At 68.2% G+C, this 21,561-nt stretch carries 17 protein-coding genes; 7 read left to right on the forward strand and 10 right to left on the reverse strand.

Annotation, left to right across the window (positions count from 1 at the left end):
- Positions 1-46: 46 nt before the first annotated feature.
- The 4 genes from OG963_RS42400 to OG963_RS42415 all read right to left on the reverse strand — a co-directional run bounded on the left by OG963_RS42400 (position 47) and on the right by OG963_RS42415 (position 5,981).
- Positions 47-520 (reverse strand): carboxymuconolactone decarboxylase family protein, encoded by a 474-nt coding sequence (locus tag OG963_RS42400; RefSeq protein ID WP_319740488.1) that lies wholly within the window; start codon positions 518-520, stop codon positions 47-49.
- A 418-nt stretch (positions 521-938) separates the two neighbouring features.
- Positions 939-1,094: a hypothetical protein gene (locus tag OG963_RS42405; RefSeq protein ID WP_319740566.1), complete on the reverse strand. Its 156-nt coding sequence runs from the start codon at positions 1,092-1,094 to the stop codon at positions 939-941.
- A gap of 402 nt (positions 1,095-1,496) precedes the next feature.
- Positions 1,497-2,087 carry a malonic semialdehyde reductase gene (locus OG963_RS42410; RefSeq protein WP_319740578.1) on the reverse strand — a complete coding sequence of 197 codons (591 nt, stop codon included), beginning with the start codon at positions 2,085-2,087 and terminating at the stop codon, positions 1,497-1,499.
- 1,041 nt (positions 2,088-3,128) lie between these two features.
- Complete coding sequence (locus OG963_RS42415) at positions 3,129-5,981, reverse strand: helix-turn-helix transcriptional regulator (RefSeq protein ID WP_371800204.1); 2,853 nt, start codon at positions 5,979-5,981, stop codon at positions 3,129-3,131.
- 157 nt (positions 5,982-6,138) lie between these two features.
- On the opposite strand from OG963_RS42415, the gene OG963_RS42420 reads away from it, so the two are divergent.
- Positions 6,139-7,656, forward strand: a complete 1,518-nt coding sequence (locus OG963_RS42420; RefSeq protein WP_319740568.1) for a 4-hydroxyphenylacetate 3-hydroxylase N-terminal domain-containing protein — start codon at positions 6,139-6,141, stop codon at positions 7,654-7,656.
- A gap of 19 nt (positions 7,657-7,675) precedes the next feature.
- Here the strand turns inward: OG963_RS42420 and OG963_RS42425 are convergent, their stop codons facing one another.
- The 5 genes from OG963_RS42425 to OG963_RS42445 all read right to left on the reverse strand — a co-directional run bounded on the left by OG963_RS42425 (position 7,676) and on the right by OG963_RS42445 (position 15,701).
- Positions 7,676-9,883 carry a LuxR C-terminal-related transcriptional regulator gene (locus OG963_RS42425; protein ID WP_319740569.1) on the reverse strand — a complete coding sequence of 736 codons (2,208 nt, stop codon included), beginning with the start codon at positions 9,881-9,883 and terminating at the stop codon, positions 7,676-7,678.
- Between the two features lie 141 nt (positions 9,884-10,024).
- Complete coding sequence (locus OG963_RS42430; RefSeq protein WP_319740579.1) at positions 10,025-10,507, reverse strand: flavin reductase family protein; 483 nt, start codon at positions 10,505-10,507, stop codon at positions 10,025-10,027.
- A 126-nt stretch (positions 10,508-10,633) separates the two neighbouring features.
- Positions 10,634-13,663 (reverse strand): BTAD domain-containing putative transcriptional regulator, encoded by a 3,030-nt coding sequence (locus tag OG963_RS42435; RefSeq protein ID WP_319740570.1) that lies wholly within the window; start codon positions 13,661-13,663, stop codon positions 10,634-10,636.
- Between the two features lie 41 nt (positions 13,664-13,704).
- Positions 13,705-14,574 (reverse strand): dioxygenase, encoded by an 870-nt coding sequence (locus OG963_RS42440; protein WP_319740571.1) that lies wholly within the window; start codon positions 14,572-14,574, stop codon positions 13,705-13,707.
- Positions 14,575-14,645: 71 nt separating this feature from the next.
- Positions 14,646-15,701, reverse strand: coding sequence for a maleylacetate reductase (locus OG963_RS42445; protein WP_371800205.1), 1,056 nt, complete (start codon positions 15,699-15,701; stop codon positions 14,646-14,648).
- A gap of 384 nt (positions 15,702-16,085) precedes the next feature.
- Here OG963_RS42445 and OG963_RS42450 point away from each other — a divergent pair, with 384 nt between their 5' ends.
- The 3 genes from OG963_RS42450 (at position 16,086) to OG963_RS42460 (ending at position 17,828) form a co-directional block, all read left to right on the forward strand.
- A complete protein-coding gene (locus OG963_RS42450) occupies positions 16,086-16,868 on the forward strand; it encodes a CoA transferase subunit A (RefSeq protein WP_319740573.1) in 783 nt (260 codons plus the stop codon).
- Complete coding sequence (locus OG963_RS42455) at positions 16,868-17,512, forward strand: 3-oxoacid CoA-transferase subunit B (RefSeq protein WP_319740574.1); 645 nt, start codon at positions 16,868-16,870, stop codon at positions 17,510-17,512. Before OG963_RS42450 ends, OG963_RS42455 begins: the two co-directional genes overlap by 1 nt.
- A gap of 124 nt (positions 17,513-17,636) precedes the next feature.
- The gene (locus tag OG963_RS42460) at positions 17,637-17,828 is read left to right on the forward strand and encodes a hypothetical protein (RefSeq protein ID WP_371800206.1); all 192 of its coding nucleotides are present in this window, start codon (positions 17,637-17,639) and stop codon (positions 17,826-17,828) included.
- A 546-nt stretch (positions 17,829-18,374) separates the two neighbouring features.
- On the opposite strand, the gene OG963_RS42465 is transcribed toward OG963_RS42460, so the two are convergent.
- Positions 18,375-19,124, reverse strand: coding sequence for an SDR family oxidoreductase (locus OG963_RS42465; protein ID WP_371800207.1), 750 nt, complete (start codon positions 19,122-19,124; stop codon positions 18,375-18,377).
- Between OG963_RS42465 and OG963_RS42470 the strand changes: the two genes are divergently transcribed.
- The 3 genes from OG963_RS42470 (at position 19,123) to OG963_RS42480 (ending at position 21,426) form a co-directional block, all read left to right on the forward strand.
- On the forward strand, positions 19,123-19,389 hold the full coding sequence (locus OG963_RS42470) for a hypothetical protein (RefSeq protein WP_371800208.1): 267 nt from the start codon (positions 19,123-19,125) through the stop codon (positions 19,387-19,389). The two genes, OG963_RS42465 and OG963_RS42470, sit on opposite strands and share 2 nt — an antisense overlap.
- 337 nt (positions 19,390-19,726) lie before the next feature.
- Positions 19,727-21,118 carry an NAD(P)/FAD-dependent oxidoreductase gene (locus OG963_RS42475; protein ID WP_319741582.1) on the forward strand — a complete coding sequence of 464 codons (1,392 nt, stop codon included), beginning with the start codon at positions 19,727-19,729 and terminating at the stop codon, positions 21,116-21,118.
- A gap of 176 nt (positions 21,119-21,294) precedes the next feature.
- Positions 21,295-21,426: a hypothetical protein gene (locus OG963_RS42480; RefSeq protein WP_319741581.1), complete on the forward strand. Its 132-nt coding sequence runs from the start codon at positions 21,295-21,297 to the stop codon at positions 21,424-21,426.
- The last annotated feature ends 135 nt before the right edge of the window (positions 21,427-21,561 follow it).

Genomic DNA, 21,561 nt, shown 5'->3' on the forward strand with positions numbered 1-21,561 from the left:
CGTCCGGCCGAACCGTTCATGTTCGGCCGGACGCGTACGCCGTGGCTCAGCCGAACTGGCCGACCCGGTAGCTGCCGGCGGGCTGCTGGTTGATGATGTTGATGCGGTTGTAGCTGTTGATGATGGCGATGAGAGACATCAGTGCGACGAGCTGGTCCTCATCGAAGTGCTTGGCGGCGTTCGCCCAGGCTGTGTCGGTGACCCCACCGGCTGCGTCAGCGATCCGGGTGCCCTGTTCGGTCAGCTCCAGTGCGGCGCGCTCGGCCTCGGTGAAGACCGTTGCTTCGCGCCAGGCGGCGATCAGGTTGAGTCGCACCGAGGTCTCCCCGGCGTGGGTGGCCTCCTTGGTGTGCATGTCGGTGCAGAAGCCGCAGCCGTTGACCTGGCTGGCCCGGATCTCCACCAGATGTTGAATGGTGTCCGGCAGCGTCGAGTCCGCCAACACTTTGCTGGCCGAGACGAGGTGCTTCAGCACCTTGGCCGCGAGGGGACTGCTGTAGTAGTCGAGACGCGATTCCATGGGAACTCCTAACCCAGTCGCAGGTACACAGCGAAGACCGGGCAGCCCGGCAAGGTGTGACGCCAAGGGCTGTGTGATGTGGGTCTCCGTGACCATGCCATCGCCGTACCTCCAAGTGAGAGCCCCTGCTGTGCGACGGATGCTGATCACCTGGTCAGTACGTGTTGGAAGGGGGGTCAGGTTCGCTCGTTCAGCCGTTTCATCAAAGGGCTGCTTCTCCTCGAATTCGATGGGCTGAGCCAGCCGAGCCGTTGCCGGATGCGCCGGCCAAAGGCTGTCCCGTAATCCCTGGTGGATCAGCGCGCGGCGTCAGATTCGGTGCATCGCAAGGCGGAGGGACGTCCTCTCGGGCGTTCCGGCAATGCGGCGAGGTGCCGTAGCTGTCGTCGTGCGCCCGCCAGGGATTGCGGGACAGCCCTCAGAAGCCGTCGATGTGCTCGAAGGGCGCGAGGTTCGCCTCGGCCCGGGTGGCGCAGGGGCGCGCTGGGCCAGGTCCGGCCAGGGTGGCCTTCGGGTCGTGGCGCGTGAAGTCCTTGCGACGCGGGTTCACCCCCACCGGCTCGGCCTCGCGCATCCGTTGCTCGACCCGCTTGCGGCCCGCCGCCACCCGTCGCGCTTGAGAGCAGCGTGCACCGCGAGGAGCCGTAGATCCCGACAGGCTCGGCGTGGATCCGCCGGATCTGCACCGTACGCTCATCTAACTTCTGCGCGTACTCTCGGCAGCCATGGCCAGAGGTCACCTCATTCGCCGTCTAATGCTCCCCCCTTTGCTCCCCGACGAGGACAGCGATCTGAACGACCTGTCGCCGCTGCAGACCGTGCCCTACGCCGAACGCGCCCCCTCGGCGTCTTGCGCCTCGAACACAGCGGCCTGGCTGAGACCGGCACGATGGACACCGCTCCGGGGCGTCGATCGTGCCGGTCGGCGAGGAGGCACTGACGGAGAGTGGCCCGCCGGGCGGCCATCACCCCTCGATCAGACGGTACTGACCACTTGCTCGTACGCCAGACGGGGGGAGCGTGTGAACCACGCATTCTCGCCCGGCCTGCCGATGTTGACGACGGCGAGAACCGCGTGCTCGCCATCGCCGAAGAACTCCTTGTCGATGCCCTCGGCGTCGAAGCCGGTCATCGGGCCTGCGGCCAGGCCGGCGGCGCGGACGCCGATGATGAAGTAACCGACCTGGATGAGCGCGTTGAGTTTCGCGGACCGCTCACGGACCGCACGCTCGGCGAAGAGATCCTTGGCCTGTGGGAAGTGCGGGAACTGGATGGGCAGTTCCTCGTGGAACTCATTGTCCGCGGCGAGGATGGCGACGAGCGGGGCGGCGGCGGTCTTTTTGCGGTTGGCCTCGGACATGTGCTCGAGCAGGCGCTCGCGCGCCTCGGCGGAACGGACCAGAACGATACGCAGCGGCTGCTGGTTCATCGAGGTGGGGCCGTATTTGACCAGGTCGTAAATGGCCTCGATCTGGTCATCCGTCACTGGCTCGTCGGTGAAGGTGTTGGCGGTCCGTGCCTCCCGGAACAGAAGATCCTGGGCTGCGGGGTCGAGCACTGGAGACATGGTGAACCTCTCAGGGGGAAGTGTCTGTGGCTTCTCGGTGACTCGGCGAACTGCAAAGCAGAGGAACTGGGCGCTGACACCCAGCAGGTAGACGGCGGTCGTAGTTGTCCCGACGAGCCCCCACAGCAGCGGCCCTGAACAACATCGTGCGAGTAACAGGCTGACCAGTGCGGCGAGAGCCGCCATGGGCAGATGGAAGGCGGCCCATGGCCGCGTGTTGGCGGCGGACCTGTCCGGTGCCATGGGGGCGCCGCTGTAGGCGAGGGCACTCAACGCGACGAAGGTGAGTGTCGCACCGGTGAGGAACGCCAGGACTTCGGCCGCCCCGGGGGCACCCCGATCGGACGACGTCACCGCTGTGGCGGTCCACAGTGCCAGGGTGTATCCGTGCGGGGCCGCGCTCACGGCCACGGTGGCGCGGAGTTGGCCGCGGTATCGGTGTTCCGGGCCCGTGTGCGCACCGGGCCGGACCGTCATGGGCCGCTGTTGACTATCCGTCCGCGACATGGATGACGACCTGCCATGCCGGTGTTGCATCTCCCGCGCCACGTCCGCGGCGCGGGTCCGTGCGAGGGGAACGGCCCTGCCGGTCTCCGGGCTCAGCCGTCCGCTCGTGGTCAACTCGCTGATGGAGTCGAGTCTGTCGCGGGCAGGTTCGACGACGGAGAACACTACGGTTGTGGGGCGTGTTGCCGGGTCGCGCCGAGGTCGTTCGGTGCCGCGATGCTGACATGGACGTCACCTCGCCCGGCGAGGCGGCGAGCTGTACGGCGAACGAGAAGGCGATCCGTACCATGCCGACGACATCGCCGGACCCTGGCTCAGGGCGCGGAGCGGCCTGGCGGATCAGCCGTTCAGGGCCTTTGTGTTGGTGTGCGCGTACTGCGCGCATGGTTCTCATGAGGCGGTCACTTCCTGATGAAGGACGGGTGCCGTGCCGGTGGCCACGCCGTCGCGACCAGCATCACCCGTACGGCCGGAGCCAGGCATCGCCCATTCAAGGGATCCTTGCCGCCGTGCCCTGCCGGGTCGGGGCACCGCTCAGTCCGCCCTGTCGGCGATACCACCCCGTTCGATCGCCAGCCGGGTCAGTTCGACTCGTGTGTTGATACCGAGCTTGGTGAAGATGTGCTTCATGTGCGTGTTGACGGTGTGCACGGACACGTAGAGCCGGTCGGCGATGGCCCGGTTGGTGAGGCCTTCCACGACGAGCGGGATCAGTTTCCGCTCGGATCCGGTCAGGTTCCTCCACTCCGGGAGGCCGGTCGTGTGGTGACGTGGGGCGCTGGTGCGCACGCCGAGCTGCCGAAGGCGCTGCCTGATCCGTTCGTGATCGCGCAGGGCTCCTGAGGCCGACGCCAGCTGACCCGCTTCTTCGAAGTACCGGATCGCTGGCGTCGTATCGGCCGATGTGGCCATGAGCTCGCCGAGGTCCTCGCAGGCCGCGGCCAGGACCAGCGGCCTGCCGGTATCCCGGTAACCGGTGATGGCGGACGCCAGTGCACGGGGGTCGCTGTGGAGCAGGCCGTCCACGTGGGCGCGGACCGCACCGATGATCTGCTGGCTGTCGTCCTGCGCGGTCAGGCTGCGCAGTGCGCCGAATACTGCCTGCGCAACGGACGGGCCCTCGCCGCGCAGAGCGATGCGCACGATTCCGGGCCAGTGGGACGGCGGCAGTGCAAGCAGCCGCGTCGGCTCCTGCTCCCCGAAGCTGCCCGTGAGTGCCTCTGCCGCTGTGGCATGCCGGCCCTCCGCGTCCGCCAGGCAGGCCCGCGCGAGCGACACCCACAGGCCGTACCGTTGTGCGGTCGTGCCGGAACCGGCTTCGGCGGCGCGGAGATGGTCCCGGGCCTTGGCGAGGTCACCGCGTCTGATCTCCACCAGTGCCAGTATGGAGCGGGCCTGGGGATTCGGTTGAGTGAACTCGAGTTCGTCCGCCACCGTCAGACTGGCATCGGCCTCCACGGCCGCGTCGTCCAGCGCTCCTTGTTCGAGTAGTGCGCAGGCACGGGCTGCATGCCAATGGGGAAGTGACCAGCCAAGGCCCAGCGCCTCCGCTTCGCGCTGTCCCTCCCGCAGAATCCGCCCGGTGTCCGCGAGCCGGTCGGTGGCGGTCAGCACCGTGGCCAGCCACAGCGCCGGAATCCGCGGGGGGCGCAGGTAGAGCGCGGCGGACTCCGTGCCGGTGCGTCGGGTGGCCTCCTCGGCAAGTTCGAGGGCGCGGGCAAGGCGCCCGCGGTAGAAGAACGTCTGCGACTGGAAAACCTCGGCGCTGACGACGAGGGCCGGATCGCCGCTGCGGTAGGCGGCCTCGACCAGCCCGGTGTCGGTCTGCTCGGCAGCGGTGATGTCCCCGAGGTACACGTGGCCCGTCGCCTTGGTCTTCAGCAGCCGGACGCGCAGGTAGGGCGGTAGCGCGGCGAGGTCCAGGGCCTGCTGGAGGTGGGTCATCGCGGCGTCGTCGTCGCCCGCGGCCTGATGAATCTCGGCGGCCACCAGGCGCAGGCAAGCCTCCTGCAGCGGCTCAGGACCGTGCGACAGGGTGGCGGCGACCAGATCGAGCGCCTCGTGAACCCGGCGGGTTCGGCCGAGGTACTCGGCTGCGTCGGTCAGCAGGGTGATTCGACGCCGGTCGTGCGGCGGCAGGAGGCCGGCGATCCGCTGAGCGAAGTCCGCAGCCGCGTCGGGGGCGGTCGACGACAGTTCCCGTACTGCGGTGTGCAGCGTGGTCACGGCCTCGTCGTCGACCGGGCCGCCCGACATGACGACGTGCCAGGCTATCTCCGCCGATCGTGCCCCGGTGCGGCGCAGACTGTCGGCCGCCTCCCGGTGCAGAGCGGTCCGTACGGCCAGAGGCAGGTTGTCGTGGACGGCCTGCCGAATGAGGTCGTGGCGGAAGGCGAGTCGAGGGCCGTCGGCCGAGAGCAGACCGGCGTTCAGGGCGGCCTCGACGCCCGACAGCAGGCTGCCGACCTGCCTGCCGAGCATTCGGGCGGCCGTGCCGAGGTCGAATTCGCGGCCGAGGACGGACCCGACCTGGAGCAGGCGCACGGCATCCTCCGGGAGCCGGTCCAGACGCGCGGCGACGCTCAGCCGAAAACCGACGGGGATGCCGTGCTGCCGAAGGTTCGCTACGCCCGCAGCCACTGTGATGGCATCCGTGTCGACGAATGCGCGCACCAGTTGAGTCGCCAGGAACGGATTGCCCGCGACGCCTCGCAGCAGTCCGGCCAGACCGGGTGACGGCCTCGCCCCGAGCAGATCGGCCGCGATGCGCTGCAGCTCCTGCTGCGGCAGGGGGCCGAGGGGCAACCATCGGGCTCCGAGGCGTTCGAGGTCCTCCCGCACCCTGGCCACGGTCGGCCGCTCGGTCTCCGACCGTACTGCCAGCACCCACAGGATCCGCGAGGCGGCCAGTCGTCCGGGCAGGGTACGGAGCACGAAGAGCGTAGCCGGATCCGCCCACTGCGCGTCGTCCACGAGCACGGCCACCGGGGCGCGCTGGGCCCGGTTCTCCAGGGCATCCGTGATGTTGTCCAGCAGCCAGAGTCGCTGGTCGTCGGTGGCTGCGGCGGTTCGGTCGGAACCATCGGAGGACTGCAGGGCGGACTGCAGGGCGGCTCCTGCTGCGAACTGGTCGAGTTCGTCGGCCCGTACGGACACCACATCGAACCCGAACCGCCGCGCCATCTCGTCCATCTCCGCGAGCAGTCGGCTCTTGCCGACGCCGGGCGCGCCCTCCACCACGACGCAGGCGCCTCGTCCGCCATGCACCGTATCCAAGGCCTCGCGGACAGCCACGATCTCGCGGCCTCGTCCCCGGAGGCGCAGCCGGGGCATGGCCTGGTTCTCGCGCCCCCGGGCCCGGCCGCCCGCGGGATCTGTGCCGCGCATGGGGCAAGCATGCCGCACGGTCACACCGCCCTCAACGTCGGTTCCCCCGCGATCGGTGCTTTCACCCGGGTGATTGTCGGATCCGCGCCGATCTCTCACCCTGCCGCGACGCATGCTCCGAGCTGTCCAGATCTCTGGACCCGGAGAGGAGCACGACGTGCGTACAGGCAAGGAATACCTGGCGGCGCTGAACGACGGCCGCAAGATGTGGGTGGGTGACGAGCTCGTCGAGAACGTGGCCACGCACCCCAAGACCCGGGCGTATGCCCGCAGGCTCGCGGACTTCTACGACCTGCACCACCGCCCGGACCTCGAGGACGTCATGACGTTCGTGGACGAAGAGGGCGTCAGGCGGTCCATGACGTGGTTCCAGCACCGCACAAAGGAGGACCTGAAGCGCAAGCGCCGCTACATGGAGACGGTGCTACGGGAACTCGGCGGCGGGGCGACCCCCCGCACACCGGATGTCAACAACTACGTCCTGCTGACCTACGTCGACGACCCGGAGCCCTGGAGCAGCCAGTCCGTGGGCGCCGACGGGAGGGACCTGACCGAGGGGATCATCGACTTCTGGAACGTGGTGCGGGAGGGCGACCTCAACACGACGCCGGCGTTCGTCGACCCGCAGACGGACCGCTCACGCGAGTCCGCGCAGGCCGATTCCCCGGCTCTGCAAGTGGTGAGCACCTCGGACGAGGGCATCACCGTGCGGGGCGTGAAGGCGATCGGTACCGGCGCGGCCTTCGGGGACTGGATCCACATCGGCGTCTTCTACCGCCCCGGCATTCTGCCGGAACAGATCATCTTCGGGGCGGTGAAGCCCAACACCCCCGGGGTCACCATCATCTGCCGGGAGAGCAACGTCCGGGACGGCGAGGACGTCGAGCACCCGCTCGCCTCCCAGGGTGACGAGCTGGACAGCGTCATCGTGTTCGAGGACGTGTTCATCCCCTGGAACCGGGTGTTCCACATCGGTAACCCCCAGCACGCGTCGTTGTACCCGCAGCGTGTCTTCGACTGGCTGCATTACCAGGCTCTGGTCCGGCAGATGGTGCGCGCCGAGCTGATGCTCGGTCTGATCCTGCTGATCACCGAGCACATCGGCACCTACAAGCTGCCGCCGGTCCAGACCCGGATCGCGCGGTTCGCCGGCTTCCACCAGACACTCAAGGCGCATGTGATCGCTTCGGAGGACGAGGGGTTCACCACGCCCGGCGGCCTCTACAAGCCGAACGTCCTGATGTTCGACTTCGGGCGGGCCTATTACCTCGAGAACATCGCCGGCATGGTGAACGAGGTCATCGACCTGGCCGGTCGTGCCTCGCTCATCTTCCCGACCGAGGGGCAGTGGAAGCGGCCCGAACTGCGGCCCTGGCTCGAGGCGTTGCAGACGGGACCGGTCGGGAGGCCGCACGACCGGCTGAAGATCAGTCGCGTGATCCGCGACCTGTTCCTGTCCGACTGGGGCAACCGCATCAGCACCTTCGAGAACTTCAACGGCACGCCCCTGCTGGCCATCCGCACCCTCACCATGAAGCGCGCCGAGCTGTCCCCGAGCGGCAGCATGGCAGACCTCGCGCGCAAGGTCTGCGGCATCGAGAGCCTGGACGACGAGCAGCAGGACACCGCGTACACGGCTCAGGCGGACTACGCCCGACGTCAGGACGCCTCGTAGCAGGATGCAAGGGCCCGGGTCAGAGGACGCCGCACTCCCGGGCCCTTGCGACTGCTCCGCTCCTGTTGTGCGCGTCGAGTTTGCGGAAGATCGCCCGTACCTGTGTCTTGACAGTGTTGTGGGACACATAGAGCTCGGCGGCGATCTCACGCAGGGTCAGTGGGCCGCACAGGGCTCGGAGTACTCGGCGCTCGCCCAGCGACAGGTCCTGGGGGCCGGGAACGGCCGTGCCCTCGCCGACTCGTTCGAGCAGATCCGTCAGTACCCCTGGCGACTCGCACCGGGCCGCTGCCCGCTCGGCTGCTTCGCGGGCCTCCCGTGCCGCGTCCGCGTTGTGCCGCGCACTCTCCAGTCGAGCCCGCGTGAAGTGGCACAGGGCGCGAAGGTGGGGTTCGCCTCCGGTCCGGGGCGAGCCCGCCAGCGCCGCTTCCGCGCCGGCCAGAACCCGTTCAGCCTCCTCGACCTGTCCCTCTTCGAGGAGTAGGCCGGCCCGGCTGATGTAGACGGACAGGGCGACGAAGTGCCGGTCCAGACCGGCCGTCGCGACTGCCTGGAGGGCCTCGTCGCTCAGGATCCGCGCCTGATCGTGCCGTCCGGCCAGCAGCGCGCACACCGCCCGCAGACCCAGCGCGCGGACGAGCGCCAGACTGTGCCCGGCGGCATACGCGTCACGGGTCGCCTCGCCGAGCAGCGCCTCCGCCTCCTTGTACCGGCGGGTCCACAACAGTGCGGTACCGCGGGCCGTACAGGCCAGGGCACGCCAGGAAGTCAACGGAATGGTGCCCGCGAGGGCGGATTCGCCGAGACGGTCGGCAGTCAGGAGCTCGCCCATCAGGCAGCAGGCCACGGCTTGAGCGACCGCAGCCGCATCGGACACCGTGCTGCCTTCGCCGACCGTCTCCGGTCCCGTGTCTCTGAGCTGGGCCACACCCAGCCAGCGCCGGGCCGTTTCCGGGGCGCCACCCGAGAGAGCCGCCATCGCCGCCACGACGCACAGTCTTGCGTCGGCGGCGACCGTGCGGGGCGGCAAGTGGCCCAGCCAGTGCGAGATCTCGGCACTACGGCCCGCCGAGATCGCCTTCTCCCAGCCGTCGAGAATCGACGCGACGGCTGCGGACTCATCGCCGCCCAGCACCCAGTGCCGTACGGCCGCAGTCGTCTCCCCTTGCCGGGAGTACCACTGAGCCGCCGTCCGGTGCAAGGACACGAGAGCGTCTGTCCCTTCGGACACCAAGGCGTCGGACAGCAGGGGAGACAGCGCTCGGTGATGCCGGTACGCCGACGGATCGGCGGCGACGGGCACCAGCAGTTGCACGGTCCGCGCGAGCTCGCGTAGCAGCACGCCTGCCCGGTCCCCGGCGAGGGCCTGGCACGGCCCGGCACTCAGCTCGTCGAGGACACTGGTACGCAGCAGGAACTCGCGCTGTTCGGTGGTGAGCCGGTGGAGCACCTCGGTGGCCAGATACTCGGCGACCCCTTGTCTGCCGCGGGCCAAGCTCCCTTCCATGTCGGCCCCGCTCGCCGAGCGGGCGAGTGCGCGCCCCATGATGCACAGACCCGCCGCCCATCCCTCGGTGGCCCCGTACAGCGCGCTCGACGTGTCCGCGGTCGGAGGGGACCCGAGCAGATCGGTGAGCACTGCCTGTGCTTCCTCAAGGGTGAAGGCCAGGTCGTGCCGGTCGAGTTCGGCGACCAGACCCCGGGCGCGCAGGGCTGGAAGCGGCCTTCCGGGCATGTGCCGGGTTGACAGGACGATGCGGAAAGCCTGGGGAAGCCTTGTCAGGAAGTCCATCAGGCTGCGGACCGCATCGACATCCGTGACGGTTTCCAGTCCGTCGAGGATCAGCGTGAGCGGTCCCTCTCCGCCCAGTCCGGTCAAAAGGCTTGGCAGAATCTCCTCGCGCCATGCGTCGAGCGTCCACTCGTCGCCCTCGATGCGTGCGGGCAACTCCGGTCGTACGTGGCGCAACGCCCGCAGGATGACGGCCCAGAGCCGGCCCGGGGCGTTGTCGTACGCGTCCAGGCTGAGCCAGGCGCACTCTCCGCGAGCCGCCAGGCCTCGCGACCACTCGGCCAGGAGCACCGTTTTTCCGGCACCGGCCGGCGCGGAGACCACCACCACGGGCTCGGACGCCGCGTCAAGCCGGCGCAGCAGACGCAGGCGTGTCAGGAGATGCGGGGGCTGGGCCGGAGGGTGCAACTTGAAGGTCGGCACGGAGTTGGTCACGGCACCTTCCGTGGAGTCGTCGGGACGAGCGGAGCCCCCGATGGCCAGGGCTCGCCTCGCAAGAGCCGGAGCCGGACATCGGGGGAGTAGTGGGCCGGTCAGGTTCGCGCAGCGGTTTTCTCCGGACCGCTGCCACCAGGACTAGGGCCTGAGCGAGCCGAAACCTCCCGCGAAGTAGAGCAGCGGTCGGACGTCCCCGCTGTGTGCGCAATAGCGGACATCACCCACGAAGATGGTGTGATCGCCGCCAGGGAGCGCCTCGGCGACGTCGCACACGACGGCCGCTATAGCGTCCTTCAACACCGGCACACCGTGGTCGTCGCAGATCTCGACGCCCGCGAACTTGTCCGGTTTGGAAACGGCGAAGTTCCGCGCCAGGGGCTCGCTGTCCTCGCCGAGGATATTGACGGCGAAGCGACCGTGCTCCGCGATCGCGGTCCGCGTGTACAGGTGGTTGCCGATACACACGAGCAGCTGGAGCGGATCCAGAGACAGGGCGGACACGGCGCTCGCCGTCATGCCGATTGGCGTGCCTCCGGAGCGGGTGGTGATCACGCTGACACCCGTGGCGAGCCGGCTCATCGCGGCTCGGAAATCGACTGTCATATCAACGGTTCCAATCATCGGAGGACCTCCGTGAAATTGGGGCTGGGCCCTGGTGCCTGGGGTGAAGCGTGCAACTCCGGCTGTTAATGTGAGGGAAATCTTGTCCTGCACCGGACGGCGCTGGGCGTTCACACGGTCGTCAACTCATCGACGCAGTCGGTCGACCAGGCGTCTCAGCTCCGCGGACGGCAGCACTCCGAGCTCCTTCATGACGCGCAGGTAGCCTCGGTACAAGTCGAGCAGTTCATCGTCCGAGCCGGCCGCTTCCGCAGCGCACAGGGCGAGCCGCCAGGCCTGTTCCCGGTAGGGATCGCTGTCCAGCACGACACGTGCGAGCCGACGGGCCTCCCGGACGTGGCCGAGGTGGAGCGCCACGGTCGCCGCGTCCACGCGGGCCTGCAGGAGGGCGGCCTCGAGTTCGGCGCGCCTGGTGTCGAGCCAGTATGTCGAGAGGGAGTCGAAGTAGCAGCCGCGTTCGGCGATGGCCAGGGCGCACTGAAGTGTGTCCCACCGGCGCTCGCCGTCCTGCCGTGCGGCTTCCGCCAGCAGCCGCTGCAGGGTCCCTGACGCGCTCACCACCGCGGACGGCGGCGTCAGCGTGTACACGTCACCATCCTGAAGGAGCGCCAGCCCGTCGGGGAGCACCTCGCGCAGCCGGTAGACGGCCTGCCGAAGGTAGCTGCGCCCCGTGGCGTCGCTCCGTCCAGGGAAGAGTGCCTTCAGAAGGGCCTGACGCCTGGCGCTCGCCGCAGGCCGGGACAGCAGGTAGGCGAGCAACTCGACGCTCTTGGCCAGACGCGGGTGGACCTCCCGTCCGTCGACGACCAGCCGCACCGGGCCGAGGTCCTCGAGCGTCAGTCGGGGTACGGCGCACTCGGTCACCGGTCTCGCGGTCGAGAGCGCGGCCAAGAGCTCGTGCCAGCGTGAGGAGTGCGTGGGTTCCGCGTCGGCTCGGCGCGCGGCGACGGAGGGCACGTCCTCCAGAGCCTGCAACAGCAGATTGCGGTGGCCCTGGGCTGTCGCGACCTCCAGAGCCAGGTCGGCAGCGGCATCCGCGCCGTCCTCATCGCCGGTGCGCCACAACGACTCGCTCAAGTACACGGCCACCGTGGGAAGTTCCAGACATCTACCGCTCGTACGCATTGCGGAGACCGCGGTGGTGAGGTGGGGCACGGCGTCATGGTCGCGACCGGCCAACAGCAACATCAGGCCTCGCCAGACGCCCGCCAGTTCCGAGGTGAACGCATAGCGCGCACATCCTCTGCGCTCCGCCTCGGCGAGGGCTCGAGCCGCCCGCTGCACGTCGCGATCCAGGCGAAGGGCCAGTTTTGCCTCAAGGAGCAGACTGAGGATCTCGTAGACGCAGGAACCGGTCGATGCGATCCTCTCCCGCCCGGCCAGCAGCGCGGCCCACGCCTCGTCCCGGCGTCCGAGTTCCGCCATCAGTTCCGCGGCCTCGATCGCCACCAGCAAGACCGGCCGTGCTCCGTCTCCGACCGCCGCGTACGCCTGCTCGGCCTGGGATATGCGTCCCTCGGCGCGGAGGGCGGCGACCGTCCATGACACGCCCGTTGCTCTTCGCCATGGGCCGAAGGAGCCGTCCTGCAGTTCCCGCAGCCTCCCAGCCCTGTATGCGAGGGGCATCACCACAGCCTCAAGAGGTCCCGGGACACGGTCGAGAAGGTCGGGGGCGAGCTGGGGTGTGCCGTTGTCCGCCAGAGCCAGTAGAGCCGCGGCGATGTCGCGATGGCGCCCGGGAGACATGACGCGCAGGATCTCGCGCGCCCCGTCGATCCTCCCCACGTGCCAGAAGCACCACACCAGCAGGGCCAAGTCCTCTGCGCCGCCCGGTTGTTCGGCGACCGCGCTCCACCACGCACGACCGTGGTGGTCGGCCAACTGGACGCCTCGCCAGCACTGTTCGAGCCCGAAGGCGACTCGGAGCACCGCCGTGGCCAGGGTCGGTGTGAGCGGTCGGGGCGCCGGGCGCAGGCGGTCGAGCCAGCTCTCGGCGGTCGCCAGGTCGAGTCGGCCCAGTACATCGGGCAAGGCACGTTCTGCGGCGTGCCGGGCGGTGTCGGTGTCGCCACTCATGAGCAGCTCGGCCACGGCGTCCTCGTGGCGCCCCCTGGCCTGGAGCAACGTGGCATACGCCCCACGCAACGTACGCAGGCTGTTGTCGTCCATGCGTCCGATCTCGCGCAGGAGGCAGAGGCGGAATCGCGGCAGGGCGACCATACGGTTGCCGTCGGGGGACCAGACGAGCGGCAGCCGTCGGCCGCGGAGGGCGGCCATCGTCCGGTCCGGCGATGCCAGTCCGAGGGCATTCGCCCGCTCGGCTGTCACGCCGTCATCGAGCAGGCTCGTGCGGACGAGCAGCGACGCCTCCGCGGGAGTGAGCTGGGCCAGCAGTTCGGCCGCGAGGCGCTCGTGCTGTACGGCGGAGGCGGCGGGGTCGACGGCCCACCAGTCGTACAAGATGCCGGTGACCCAACCGCCCATCGCATCGACCAGTTGGCACGGGTCGTCGTCTCGGCCGATGCCCCGCAGCGCCTCGGCGGCCTCCGCCGCGTCGAAGGCCAGGTCCCTGTCCTCGAGGAAGGCGACGTGATGGACATCGCCGAGACCTCCGAGGCCTTTGGGCAGATCCACCCGGGTGACCAGTACCAGCCGCGACCCTTCCGGCAGACGCCCGACCAGTGCGGCCAGCAGCCCCGCCGAACCGGCGTCCCCGCCGATCGTCTCCACGCGGTCGAGCACCAGCACCAGTTCCGTGCCGGCGAGCATCCTGGCGAGCAGGGCGCCGACCTCCGACGCCGGAAGCTCTCGCGCCAGTGCGTCGGTCAGCGCGGTCGCCGCGGCCGGCACATGGGGCTGTACGGCTGCCCCGAGAAGGCGCGCCAGCGTCGGCCAGTCGGTGCCGGAATCATCGGCACCGGGATCGACGTCACCGGTCATCCCGGTGAGCGATACCCAGGCGACGGGGCTGGGCAACTCCTGAGCGGCCTGGACTACGGCGGTCGTCTTGCCCGACCCCGCCGAAGCCGCCACGACGAGCACCGGGTACTGGTCCAGCGACTGATGGATTCTGCGGACCAGTCTCGGTCGGGGTATGACATGGCTGGGCAACCAGGGCACGACACCACCCGTTTCACCGGGATCACTGCTCCTCATGGATGACCGCCTCCCGACGGTGTGTGCGCCGGCCGTCGAGTTCAGTCCGCGGGCCGGGGTTCGAGGACGAAGGTGTGACGCAGCACGGTGTACGGCTCGTCTGTCAGCCCACGGCGGGGCCCGGCGTCAGCCTCGAACGTTTCAAATGACTCGACGAGCGAATCCTTGACCCCGAACACCGGATCCGCGTCCAGGTGCGGGTCGTCCGACGGGAACAGCATGGTGGTCACACGCTGGAATCCCGGAGCCTCGATCAGCAGGTGCACGTGGGCGGGACGCATGAGCGACCTGTTGGTAGCGCTCATGAGTTCGCCGACCGGGCCGTCACCGGGTATCGGGTAGCTGGACGGGCGAATGGAGCGGAAACTGAAGTTTCCCGTCTCGTCGGTCCAAAACAGCGCGCGCATGGCCGGGTCGACCCGGTCGGGTACGTCCACGTCGTAATGGCCCTCCGCGTCACTGTGCCAGACGTCCACCGCCGCGCCGGCCACCGGCGCTCCCTCACGGTTCACGACCCGTCCCTCGAAGAACAGCGAGGTGCCGGGCAGACCACCGGAGATGTCGGCGCCATCGAGGTGCTGCGGCCTGTCGCCCCTGAAGAAGGGGCCCAGGACGCTGTTCTGCGTGGCTTCGGCGGGGCGTTGATTGCTCAGGGCATCGACCAGAATGGTGACGCCCAGCACGTCGGACAGCAGGATGAATTCCTGGCGCGTCGGCGTGCACGTCTGCCCGGTGCGAGTCAGGAAGTCCACTCCCCGGGCCCACTCCTCCTCCGTCAGTTGCACCTCACGGACGAATGCATGGACGTGCCGCACCAACGATTCCGCGATCTCGGCGACGCGGGAGTCCTTGGTGTCCCGCATGGTCGAGATCACAGCCTCGGTGATGGTGTCGATGGTCAGATCACGCATGGTGCGCTCCTGTGGTGGTTGCGTGGTCGATGATGGAGTGGGAATGGGGATGTTCGTTGCCGCGTGAACATCTATTGCGTTTCCCCGGCCCAGGCGCGGGTCAGGAGGGCGCGGACAGCGGTCCGATCCACTGGTCGCGGATTCCAGTAGCCGTCCCTCACGATGAGTTCGGCTGCCTGATCGATCCCCGATTCCGGCATGCCGAGGTCCCGCAGTGCCCTGGGCGCGCCGAGCCGCCCTGCGAAGTCGAAGAGACCGCTCGCGGCGTCGGCCCCCGGCAGCGCCTGCGCGATGCGTGCCATCGCCTCGGGGGCCGCCGGCCCGTTGTAGGCGACCACGTGCGGCAGGACGACCGCGTGGGTTTCGGCGTGCGGAAGGCCGAACGTGCCGCCCAGCACGTGGCACACCTTGTGGTGCAGGGCCATGCCCACCGTGCCGAGACACGTGCCCGCCAGCCACGCACCGTACAACGCATCCGCCCGCGCCTCGCCGTCGTCCGGACGCCGCGCGATGACCGGAAGGGACCGGGTGAGGGAATCGAGCGCCTCACCGGCCATCAGGAAGGCGACCGGGTCCCGGTCCTGTGCGTAGAGGGCCTCCACGGCGTGCGCCATCGCGTTGATGCCGCTGACCACCGATATCGCCGCCGGAAACGTGAGCGTCAGGTCGACGTCGTACACCACCGTCTTGAGCAGCACTTCGGGCAGCCGCCTGGTCGTCTTCCTGCGGCCTTCGGTCTCTCCGAGAATCGGCGTCATCTCCGAGCCGGCGTAGGTGGTGGGCAGCGCCAGCTGCGGAAGACCGGTCCGCACGGCGATCGCCTTGCCGAGGCCGATGGTCGATCCACCGCCGATGGCGAGTACGCAGTCCGCTCCCACGGATCTGGCGTACGCGAGCGCCTTCTGCGTGACGTCGACAGGGGTGTGCGGGGCCGCTTCGGCGAACGTTCCCACGGCTGCCGCACCCAGCAGGTCGCGCATCTTTGCTGCCTGGTCCGCTTGACCAGGTGTGCACAGGAGGAGCACTCGACGGCTTCCGAGAGCCTCGGCCTCTTCGGGGATACGGCTGCGCGTACCGCTGCCGAAGACCACCTTGGTGATCTGTCCCCGGTGCACGAATGTCTTCATGAGAATTTCCTCGGTCCTGCAGCTCCTCTGTTCATGGAGGAAAGCGTCGGCACTCGAATGAGGTGCGTCAACAAAATCCGTGAGTGATAACGGGAATCGGCGTGGAAATACCTTGTCCGCGCGACGCGCACCGGCAGAGCGGCGTGAGGATCGCGTGCGATATCACTCATCTGCGGGATGCCGCCGGATGCCCAGGCGTTGGACCGTGGGGACAGGTATGCGTCAGGTGACAAGCGGATGAGGCGGGCATGTCGGCAGCGGAGCCGCTCCCGCAATTCCAGCAACGCCCACAAAAACATTGCGGAGTCAGGCCGAATTCTTGATATTGCGTCACGGAAACAGCGTCCGATGGGTCCGCATGGGTGAGAGGCAGAGTAAAGAGAGATGGACAAAGTGGTCGCCACGGCCTTGGAGGCGGTGTCGGATGTGTCGGAGGGTGCGTCGTTGGCGGTGGGCGGGTTCGGGTTGAGTGGTGTGCCGAACGTGTTGATCCAGGCGCTGTTCGAGCGGGGGGTGTCGGGGCTGTCGGTCGTCTCGAACAACTGCGGGGCGATGGAGTCGGGCCTGGCGGTGCTGCTTGCGGTGGGCCGGATCGGGCGGGTGACGGGCTCGTATGTCGGGGCGAACAAGGAGTTCGCGCGGCAGTATCTGGCCGGGGAGCTGGAGGTGGAGATGATCCCCCAGGGCACGCTGGCCGAGCGGCTGCGGGCCGGCGGTGCGGGTATTCCCGCCTTCTACACCCCGGCCGGGGTGGGCACGCAGGTCGCGGAAGGCGGGCTGCCTTGGCGGTATGACGGCTCGGGCGGGGTGGCGTTGGCCTCGCCGGCCAAGGAAGTGCGGACCTTCGACGGGGTCGCGTATGTGCTGGAGTACGCAATCCGGACCGACTTCGCGCTGGTAAGGGCGGCGAAGGGGGACCGGCACGGCAACTTGGTGTTCGGTAAGTCGGCCCGCAACTTCAACCCGTTGGCCGCGATGGCGGGAAGGGTGACGGTCGCTGAGGTGGAGGAGCTGGTGGAACCGGGCGCGATCGATCCGGATGCGGTGCATCTGCCGGGGATCTTCGTGCAGCGGGTGGTGGCCCTCACGCCGGAACAGGCGGCGGACAAGAAGATCGAGCAGCGCACGGTGTCCGTGCCTGCGGCGCGAGGACCGGTGAGCATCTGATGGCCTGGAGTCGTGCAGAGATGGCCGCCCGGGCAGCGCGGGAGCTGGAGGACGGCCAGTACGTCAATCTCGGCATCGGGCTGCCGACACTGATCCCCAACCATCTGCCCGAGGACGTGGAAGTGGTCCTGGAGTCGGAGAACGGGATCCTGGGCACCGGCCCGTATCCCACCGAGGATCAGGTCGACCCCGACCTGATCAACGCGGGTAAGGAGACCGTGACGGTGCTGCCCGGCGCCTCGTTCTTCGACTCGGCGCTTTCCTTCTCGATGATCCGCGGCGACCACATCGACGTGGCGGTGCTGGGTGCGATGCAGGTCTCCGAGCAGGGGGACCTGGCGAACTGGGCGATCCCCGGGAAGATGGTCACGGGGATCGGCGGTGCCATGGACCTGGTGCACGGCGCCCGTACGGTTATCGTCGTGATGACGCACACCGCCAAGGACGGCTCACCGAAGATCCTCACCGAGTGCTTGCTACCGCTGACCGGGAAGCGTTGCGTGAACCGGATCATCACCGACCTCGGCGTCCTCGACATCACCGACGGGGGCCTGGTGCTGGTCGAGTGCGCACCGGGCGTCGGCGTCGAGGAGATCATCACCAAGACCGACGCCGGGCTGACCGTCGCAAAGGGCCTGAAGTGACGAACGCGTACGTCGTCGGCGCCGTGCGCACGCCGATCGGGTGCCGCAACGGCGGCCCGGCCCCGGTACGCCCCGACGCCCCCGCCGCACACACCATCCGCGAACTCCGAGCCCGAAGCCCCGGTTGGACCCAGCACGCATCGCGGACGTGTACGTCAAGAGGGCCGACGGCGCCGGCGAGAAGAGCCGCAACGCCGGCCGCACGGCGGCGCCGCCGGCCGGTCTGCCCACCTCCGACCGGCAGCAGCTGAGCCCCAGCTACACAGGAGGGCTGGGCTGGGCGTCCGCCGCAACGCTTGGTGCGGCTCTCCCCTAGTGCGGCCCCGGTCTTCTGCAGCGGCCAGGGCGTCCTGTCGGCGCATGTTCATTTTTCCGCGCCGGACCGGCCCCGACGATCAGGGCTTGCGTCACGTCCACGACGCCGGGTGACGCTCGCCGTCGTAGCCGTCATTGCGCTGGTCGTGGCCGTCTACGTCGGCCTCGCCGGACTTCTGCTGGCCCGGTCCGTGGAAGCACCGGGTCATCGGAACGGGGACTCTCAGCCCTCACAGATCGGTACTTGGCGATCTCTCGTCAGCCGATCTCTCTCGTATAGGACGTCCTGACACAGGCGTTGGACCGGATGTCCTGACACAGGCGTTGGACGTGTCGGTGGGTGATGAGGCGGGTGGCGAGGCCGAGGAACACCTGGCGGATGCGTCGCGTCGTCCCGTCGGACGCGGACGCGGACGCGGATGCGTCGGAATCGGTGGAACCGAGCGACGGCGCGCTCAACGACCCAGTGGTGAACCCGAGGTCGCATGCGTGCGGCACTCACGGCGGGCGATCACGGAAGTGCTGCAACTTCACATCGCGGCTCGGGCTACTTGGCGGAGGCTTCGAGCCAGGCAGCGAGGGTGATTTCGCCACGGGGGGAGTCCCCGTCGGGGATGAGGGATCGCTCGCTCACGTGGGCTCCGTAGTACGGAGCGGCCGGGTCTGCGACGACCTTTCGGTGGTCGTTGCGGCTCTGAAGGGCTCGGCCGATGATCTCGTCGAAGCGGCCGATCTCGGGTCCGGCGATGTCGACGATGCCGTTCACAGGAGCGCCGACTGCCGCCCGTGCGACGGCGGCCGCGACGTCGTCGGCAGCGACCGGCTGGAACGACACGGGCGGGAGCGTGACGGTGTCTCCGTCGGTCGCGGTGTCGGCGATGCCACCGAGGAACTCGAAAAATTGCGTCGCATGGACAATGGAGTACGGAAGTCCCGAGTCCCGGATCAGCTGTTCCTGCGCGGCTTTGGCCTTGAAATAGCCTCCGTCCGAAGGGCGCTCGACACCGACGATGGAGAGGGCGACGTGATGGTTGACGCCCGTTTCCTTCTCCGCGGCGATCAGGTGCGCCGTCGATGTGGTGAAGAAGTCCATGACTGCCTGGTCTTCGTACGACGGTGAATTCGTCACGTCGACCACCACGTCCGCGCCGTGCAGCGCTTCGGACAGGCCTTCGCCGGTAATGGTGTTGACGCCGGTGTTCGGAGACGCGGCTACCGCATCGTGGCCGTGCGCTTTGAGCTTGACGATCACCTTCGAGCCGATGAGTCCGGTCCCGCCGATAACTACGATCTTCATGATGTTCCATTCATTGCATGCCGGAGTCGTGCAGATCACTGATATCCCGAGTCGGCCTGTGCATGTGACGATGACCATCGCTCCGCCGGTTCTCCCGGATTCTGCCAAAGCCGAAGCGGTTTCACGGCGGGAACCCGCCGACGTCAAGGGCATTCCTGCAGGCAGGAAGGCCGGGAGCGGAGCGGATCTTGATTCGGGCCGTGGATGTCAACGCTTTTGGGACGCCTTCACGGGGATCGTGCAGATGGCGTCCGGAACGCTGTGATCAGCGTACCAAAGCTCTTCTTCGTCACACACGCGCACGTCCGCTGGTGGACAGACGTTGGGTGACAGTGTCATTTCATCCGCTGACCACGGATGCTGTTTACGACCGGTCGGTCCACCGCCTGCCGTAAATCGATCGCCGCGCACCCGGCAACCGGTAGGAAACGGGCGTCAGGCTGCGCGGCGCAGCGTGTGCGTGTGTGCTCCTGGCGCCGCCCGGTTGCCGGTAGCCCGTTGGCTGAGCGGGTGTCGCGAGTGCGGCGCTCCGCCGCTATGGCATGTCACACCGTCCTGCCACGCCCGGTCTATGTGGTGTCGAACAACGAACAGAGGAAATCATGCGTGAGATTGTGATTGTCGGTGGCGGCTACGCGGGTTTCTACACTGCATGGGGCCTTGAGAAGACGCTGCGTAGGGGCGAGGCGCGGGTCACGGTTGTCGACCCGCGTCCTTACATGACCTACCAGCCCTTCCTTCCGGAGGTGACGGCTGGATCGGTCGAGGCACGTCACGCCGCTGTGTCGATGCGGCGGCACCTGCGCCGCACCAGGCTGATCGCGGGGAGGGTGACCGAGATCAGCAACGCGGGTCGGACCGTGACCGTCCGACCCGTGAGCGGAGCCGACTACGAACTCCGTTACGACACTCTCGTAGTCACTGCCGGCGCCGTGACCCGCACCTTCCCCATACCTGGTCTGGCGCAGCAGGCGATCGGCCTGAAGCACGTGGAGGAGGCGGTGGCCATTCGTGACCGGCTGATGACCGCATTCGACCAGGCAACGTCGCTGCCGCCTGGTGCCGAGCGGCGAAAGCTGCTCACCGTCACGTTCGTGGGCGGCGGGTTCTCAGGCGTCGAGGGCTTCGGCGAGCTACTGTCGCTGGCGACTGCGATGCTCAAGTCCTACCCGGAACTGAGCTTCGGCGACCTGTCGTTCCACCTGGTTGAGGCCCGGGGCCGCATCCTGCCCGAGGTGGGAGACAAGCCCGGTGCCTGGGTGGTGCGCTCTTTGGAGCGCCGTGGTGCGCATATCCACCTGAACACGCAGCTCCTCTCTGCCGAGGACGGGCACGTTGTGCTCTCCAGCGGAGAGGAGTTCGATTCGGCGCTGATCGTCTGGACCGCCGGCAACGCCTCGAACCCTGTCGTGCACAACCACACGGATCTGCCGGTCGACGAGCGAGGCCTGCTCGTGGTCCGTCCCGATCTTCGCGTGGGCACCGACAGCGAGCCCGTACTGGGTGTGTGGGCGGCCGGAGACGATGCGGCCGTTCCCGACCTTGCTTCGTCCGTAATGGGGGCGCACACGGTGCCGAATGCCCAGCACGCCGTACGGCAGGGCAAGCGCCTGGCAAAGAACATTGCAGCCGACCTGCACGGTGGCAGAATCCGAAACTACCGCCACAGCAGTCTGGGAGTAGTGGCGACGCTGGGGCTGGGGCGGGGCATCTTCCAGTACAAGAGCATCGTCATCAGGGGACTTCCCGCCTGGCTGATGCACCGGGGGTATCACGTCCTGGCCGTTCCCACCTGGGAGCGCAAAGTCCGCGTTCTCACCGTCTGGCTCACCGCTGCTCTGTTCGGCCGGGACCTCGTCTCGCTCGCCTCCGTTCAGCACCCACGGGACGCGTTCATCACGAGCGGTAATCCGCAGCGCTCAGGCGAGAGCCCGACAGCTACTGACGGGGAGGCACGTGCCGACGCGTGCGCTTGGAGCCACCCAACCCGATGATGAACGAGTGGGCAGAGATGACTTTTCTCTGCCGGGCAGGCCTGGGACAGGGAATCACCAGGATGAGCGAAGACCACGTAGTCAGACGTGAAGAGACTGTCCGCACGGCTGCTACAGACGGCCGGGTTCTTGGCCGGCGGGGGAGTGGGCCCCTGCCGGTCCGCCGTATGCTCCCGGTGAGCGAGGACATGCCGCTGATCAAACGATGGAGCACACTCGATCGGCTCCACAGTCAGTTCGAGACCCGTGTCGAGCGACAGCGTCCGGGCCTGCAGGGCCGCGAGTTCTACGCCCTCGGTGCCCTCTAAGGGCTGTCCCGTAATCCCTGGTGGATCAGCGCGCGGCGTCAGATGCGGTGCATCGTAAGGCGGACGAACATCCTCATACTGGGTGTATTCGGGCGTTCCGACAACGCGGCGAGGTGCCGTAGCTGTCGTCGTGCG

It is taken from the genome of Streptomyces sp. NBC_01707, from assembly GCF_041438805.1.
Classification (GTDB): domain Bacteria; phylum Actinomycetota; class Actinomycetes; order Streptomycetales; family Streptomycetaceae; genus Streptomyces.

Bases quoted from the DNA above. Each gene is read 5' to 3' on its own strand.
- OG963_RS42435 (WP_319740570.1), bottom strand. From the start codon at position 13,663: ATGAGGAGCAGTGATCCCGGTGAAACGGGTGGTGTCGTGCCCTGGTTG.
- OG963_RS42450 (WP_319740573.1), top strand. From the start codon at position 16,086: ATGGACAAAGTGGTCGCCACGGCCTTGGAGGCGGTGTCGGATGTGTCG.
- OG963_RS42415 (WP_371800204.1), bottom strand. From the start codon at position 5,981: ATGCGCGGCACAGATCCCGCGGGCGGCCGGGCCCGGGGGCGCGAGAAC.
- OG963_RS42470 (WP_371800208.1), top strand. From the start codon at position 19,123: ATGATGTTCCATTCATTGCATGCCGGAGTCGTGCAGATCACTGATATC.
- OG963_RS42445 (WP_371800205.1), bottom strand. From the start codon at position 15,701: ATGAAGACATTCGTGCACCGGGGACAGATCACCAAGGTGGTCTTCGGC.
- OG963_RS42475 (WP_319741582.1), top strand. From the start codon at position 19,727: ATGCGTGAGATTGTGATTGTCGGTGGCGGCTACGCGGGTTTCTACACT.
- OG963_RS42430 (WP_319740579.1), bottom strand. From the start codon at position 10,507: ATGATTGGAACCGTTGATATGACAGTCGATTTCCGAGCCGCGATGAGC.
- OG963_RS42410 (WP_319740578.1), bottom strand. From the start codon at position 2,087: ATGTCTCCAGTGCTCGACCCCGCAGCCCAGGATCTTCTGTTCCGGGAG.
- OG963_RS42465 (WP_371800207.1), bottom strand. From the start codon at position 19,124: ATGAAGATCGTAGTTATCGGCGGGACCGGACTCATCGGCTCGAAGGTG.
- OG963_RS42400 (WP_319740488.1), bottom strand. From the start codon at position 520: ATGGAATCGCGTCTCGACTACTACAGCAGTCCCCTCGCGGCCAAGGTG.
- OG963_RS42440 (WP_319740571.1), bottom strand. From the start codon at position 14,574: ATGCGTGATCTGACCATCGACACCATCACCGAGGCTGTGATCTCGACC.
- OG963_RS42405 (WP_319740566.1), bottom strand. From the start codon at position 1,094: ATGCGCGAGGCCGAGCCGGTGGGGGTGAACCCGCGTCGCAAGGACTTC.
- OG963_RS42455 (WP_319740574.1), top strand. From the start codon at position 16,868: ATGGCCTGGAGTCGTGCAGAGATGGCCGCCCGGGCAGCGCGGGAGCTG.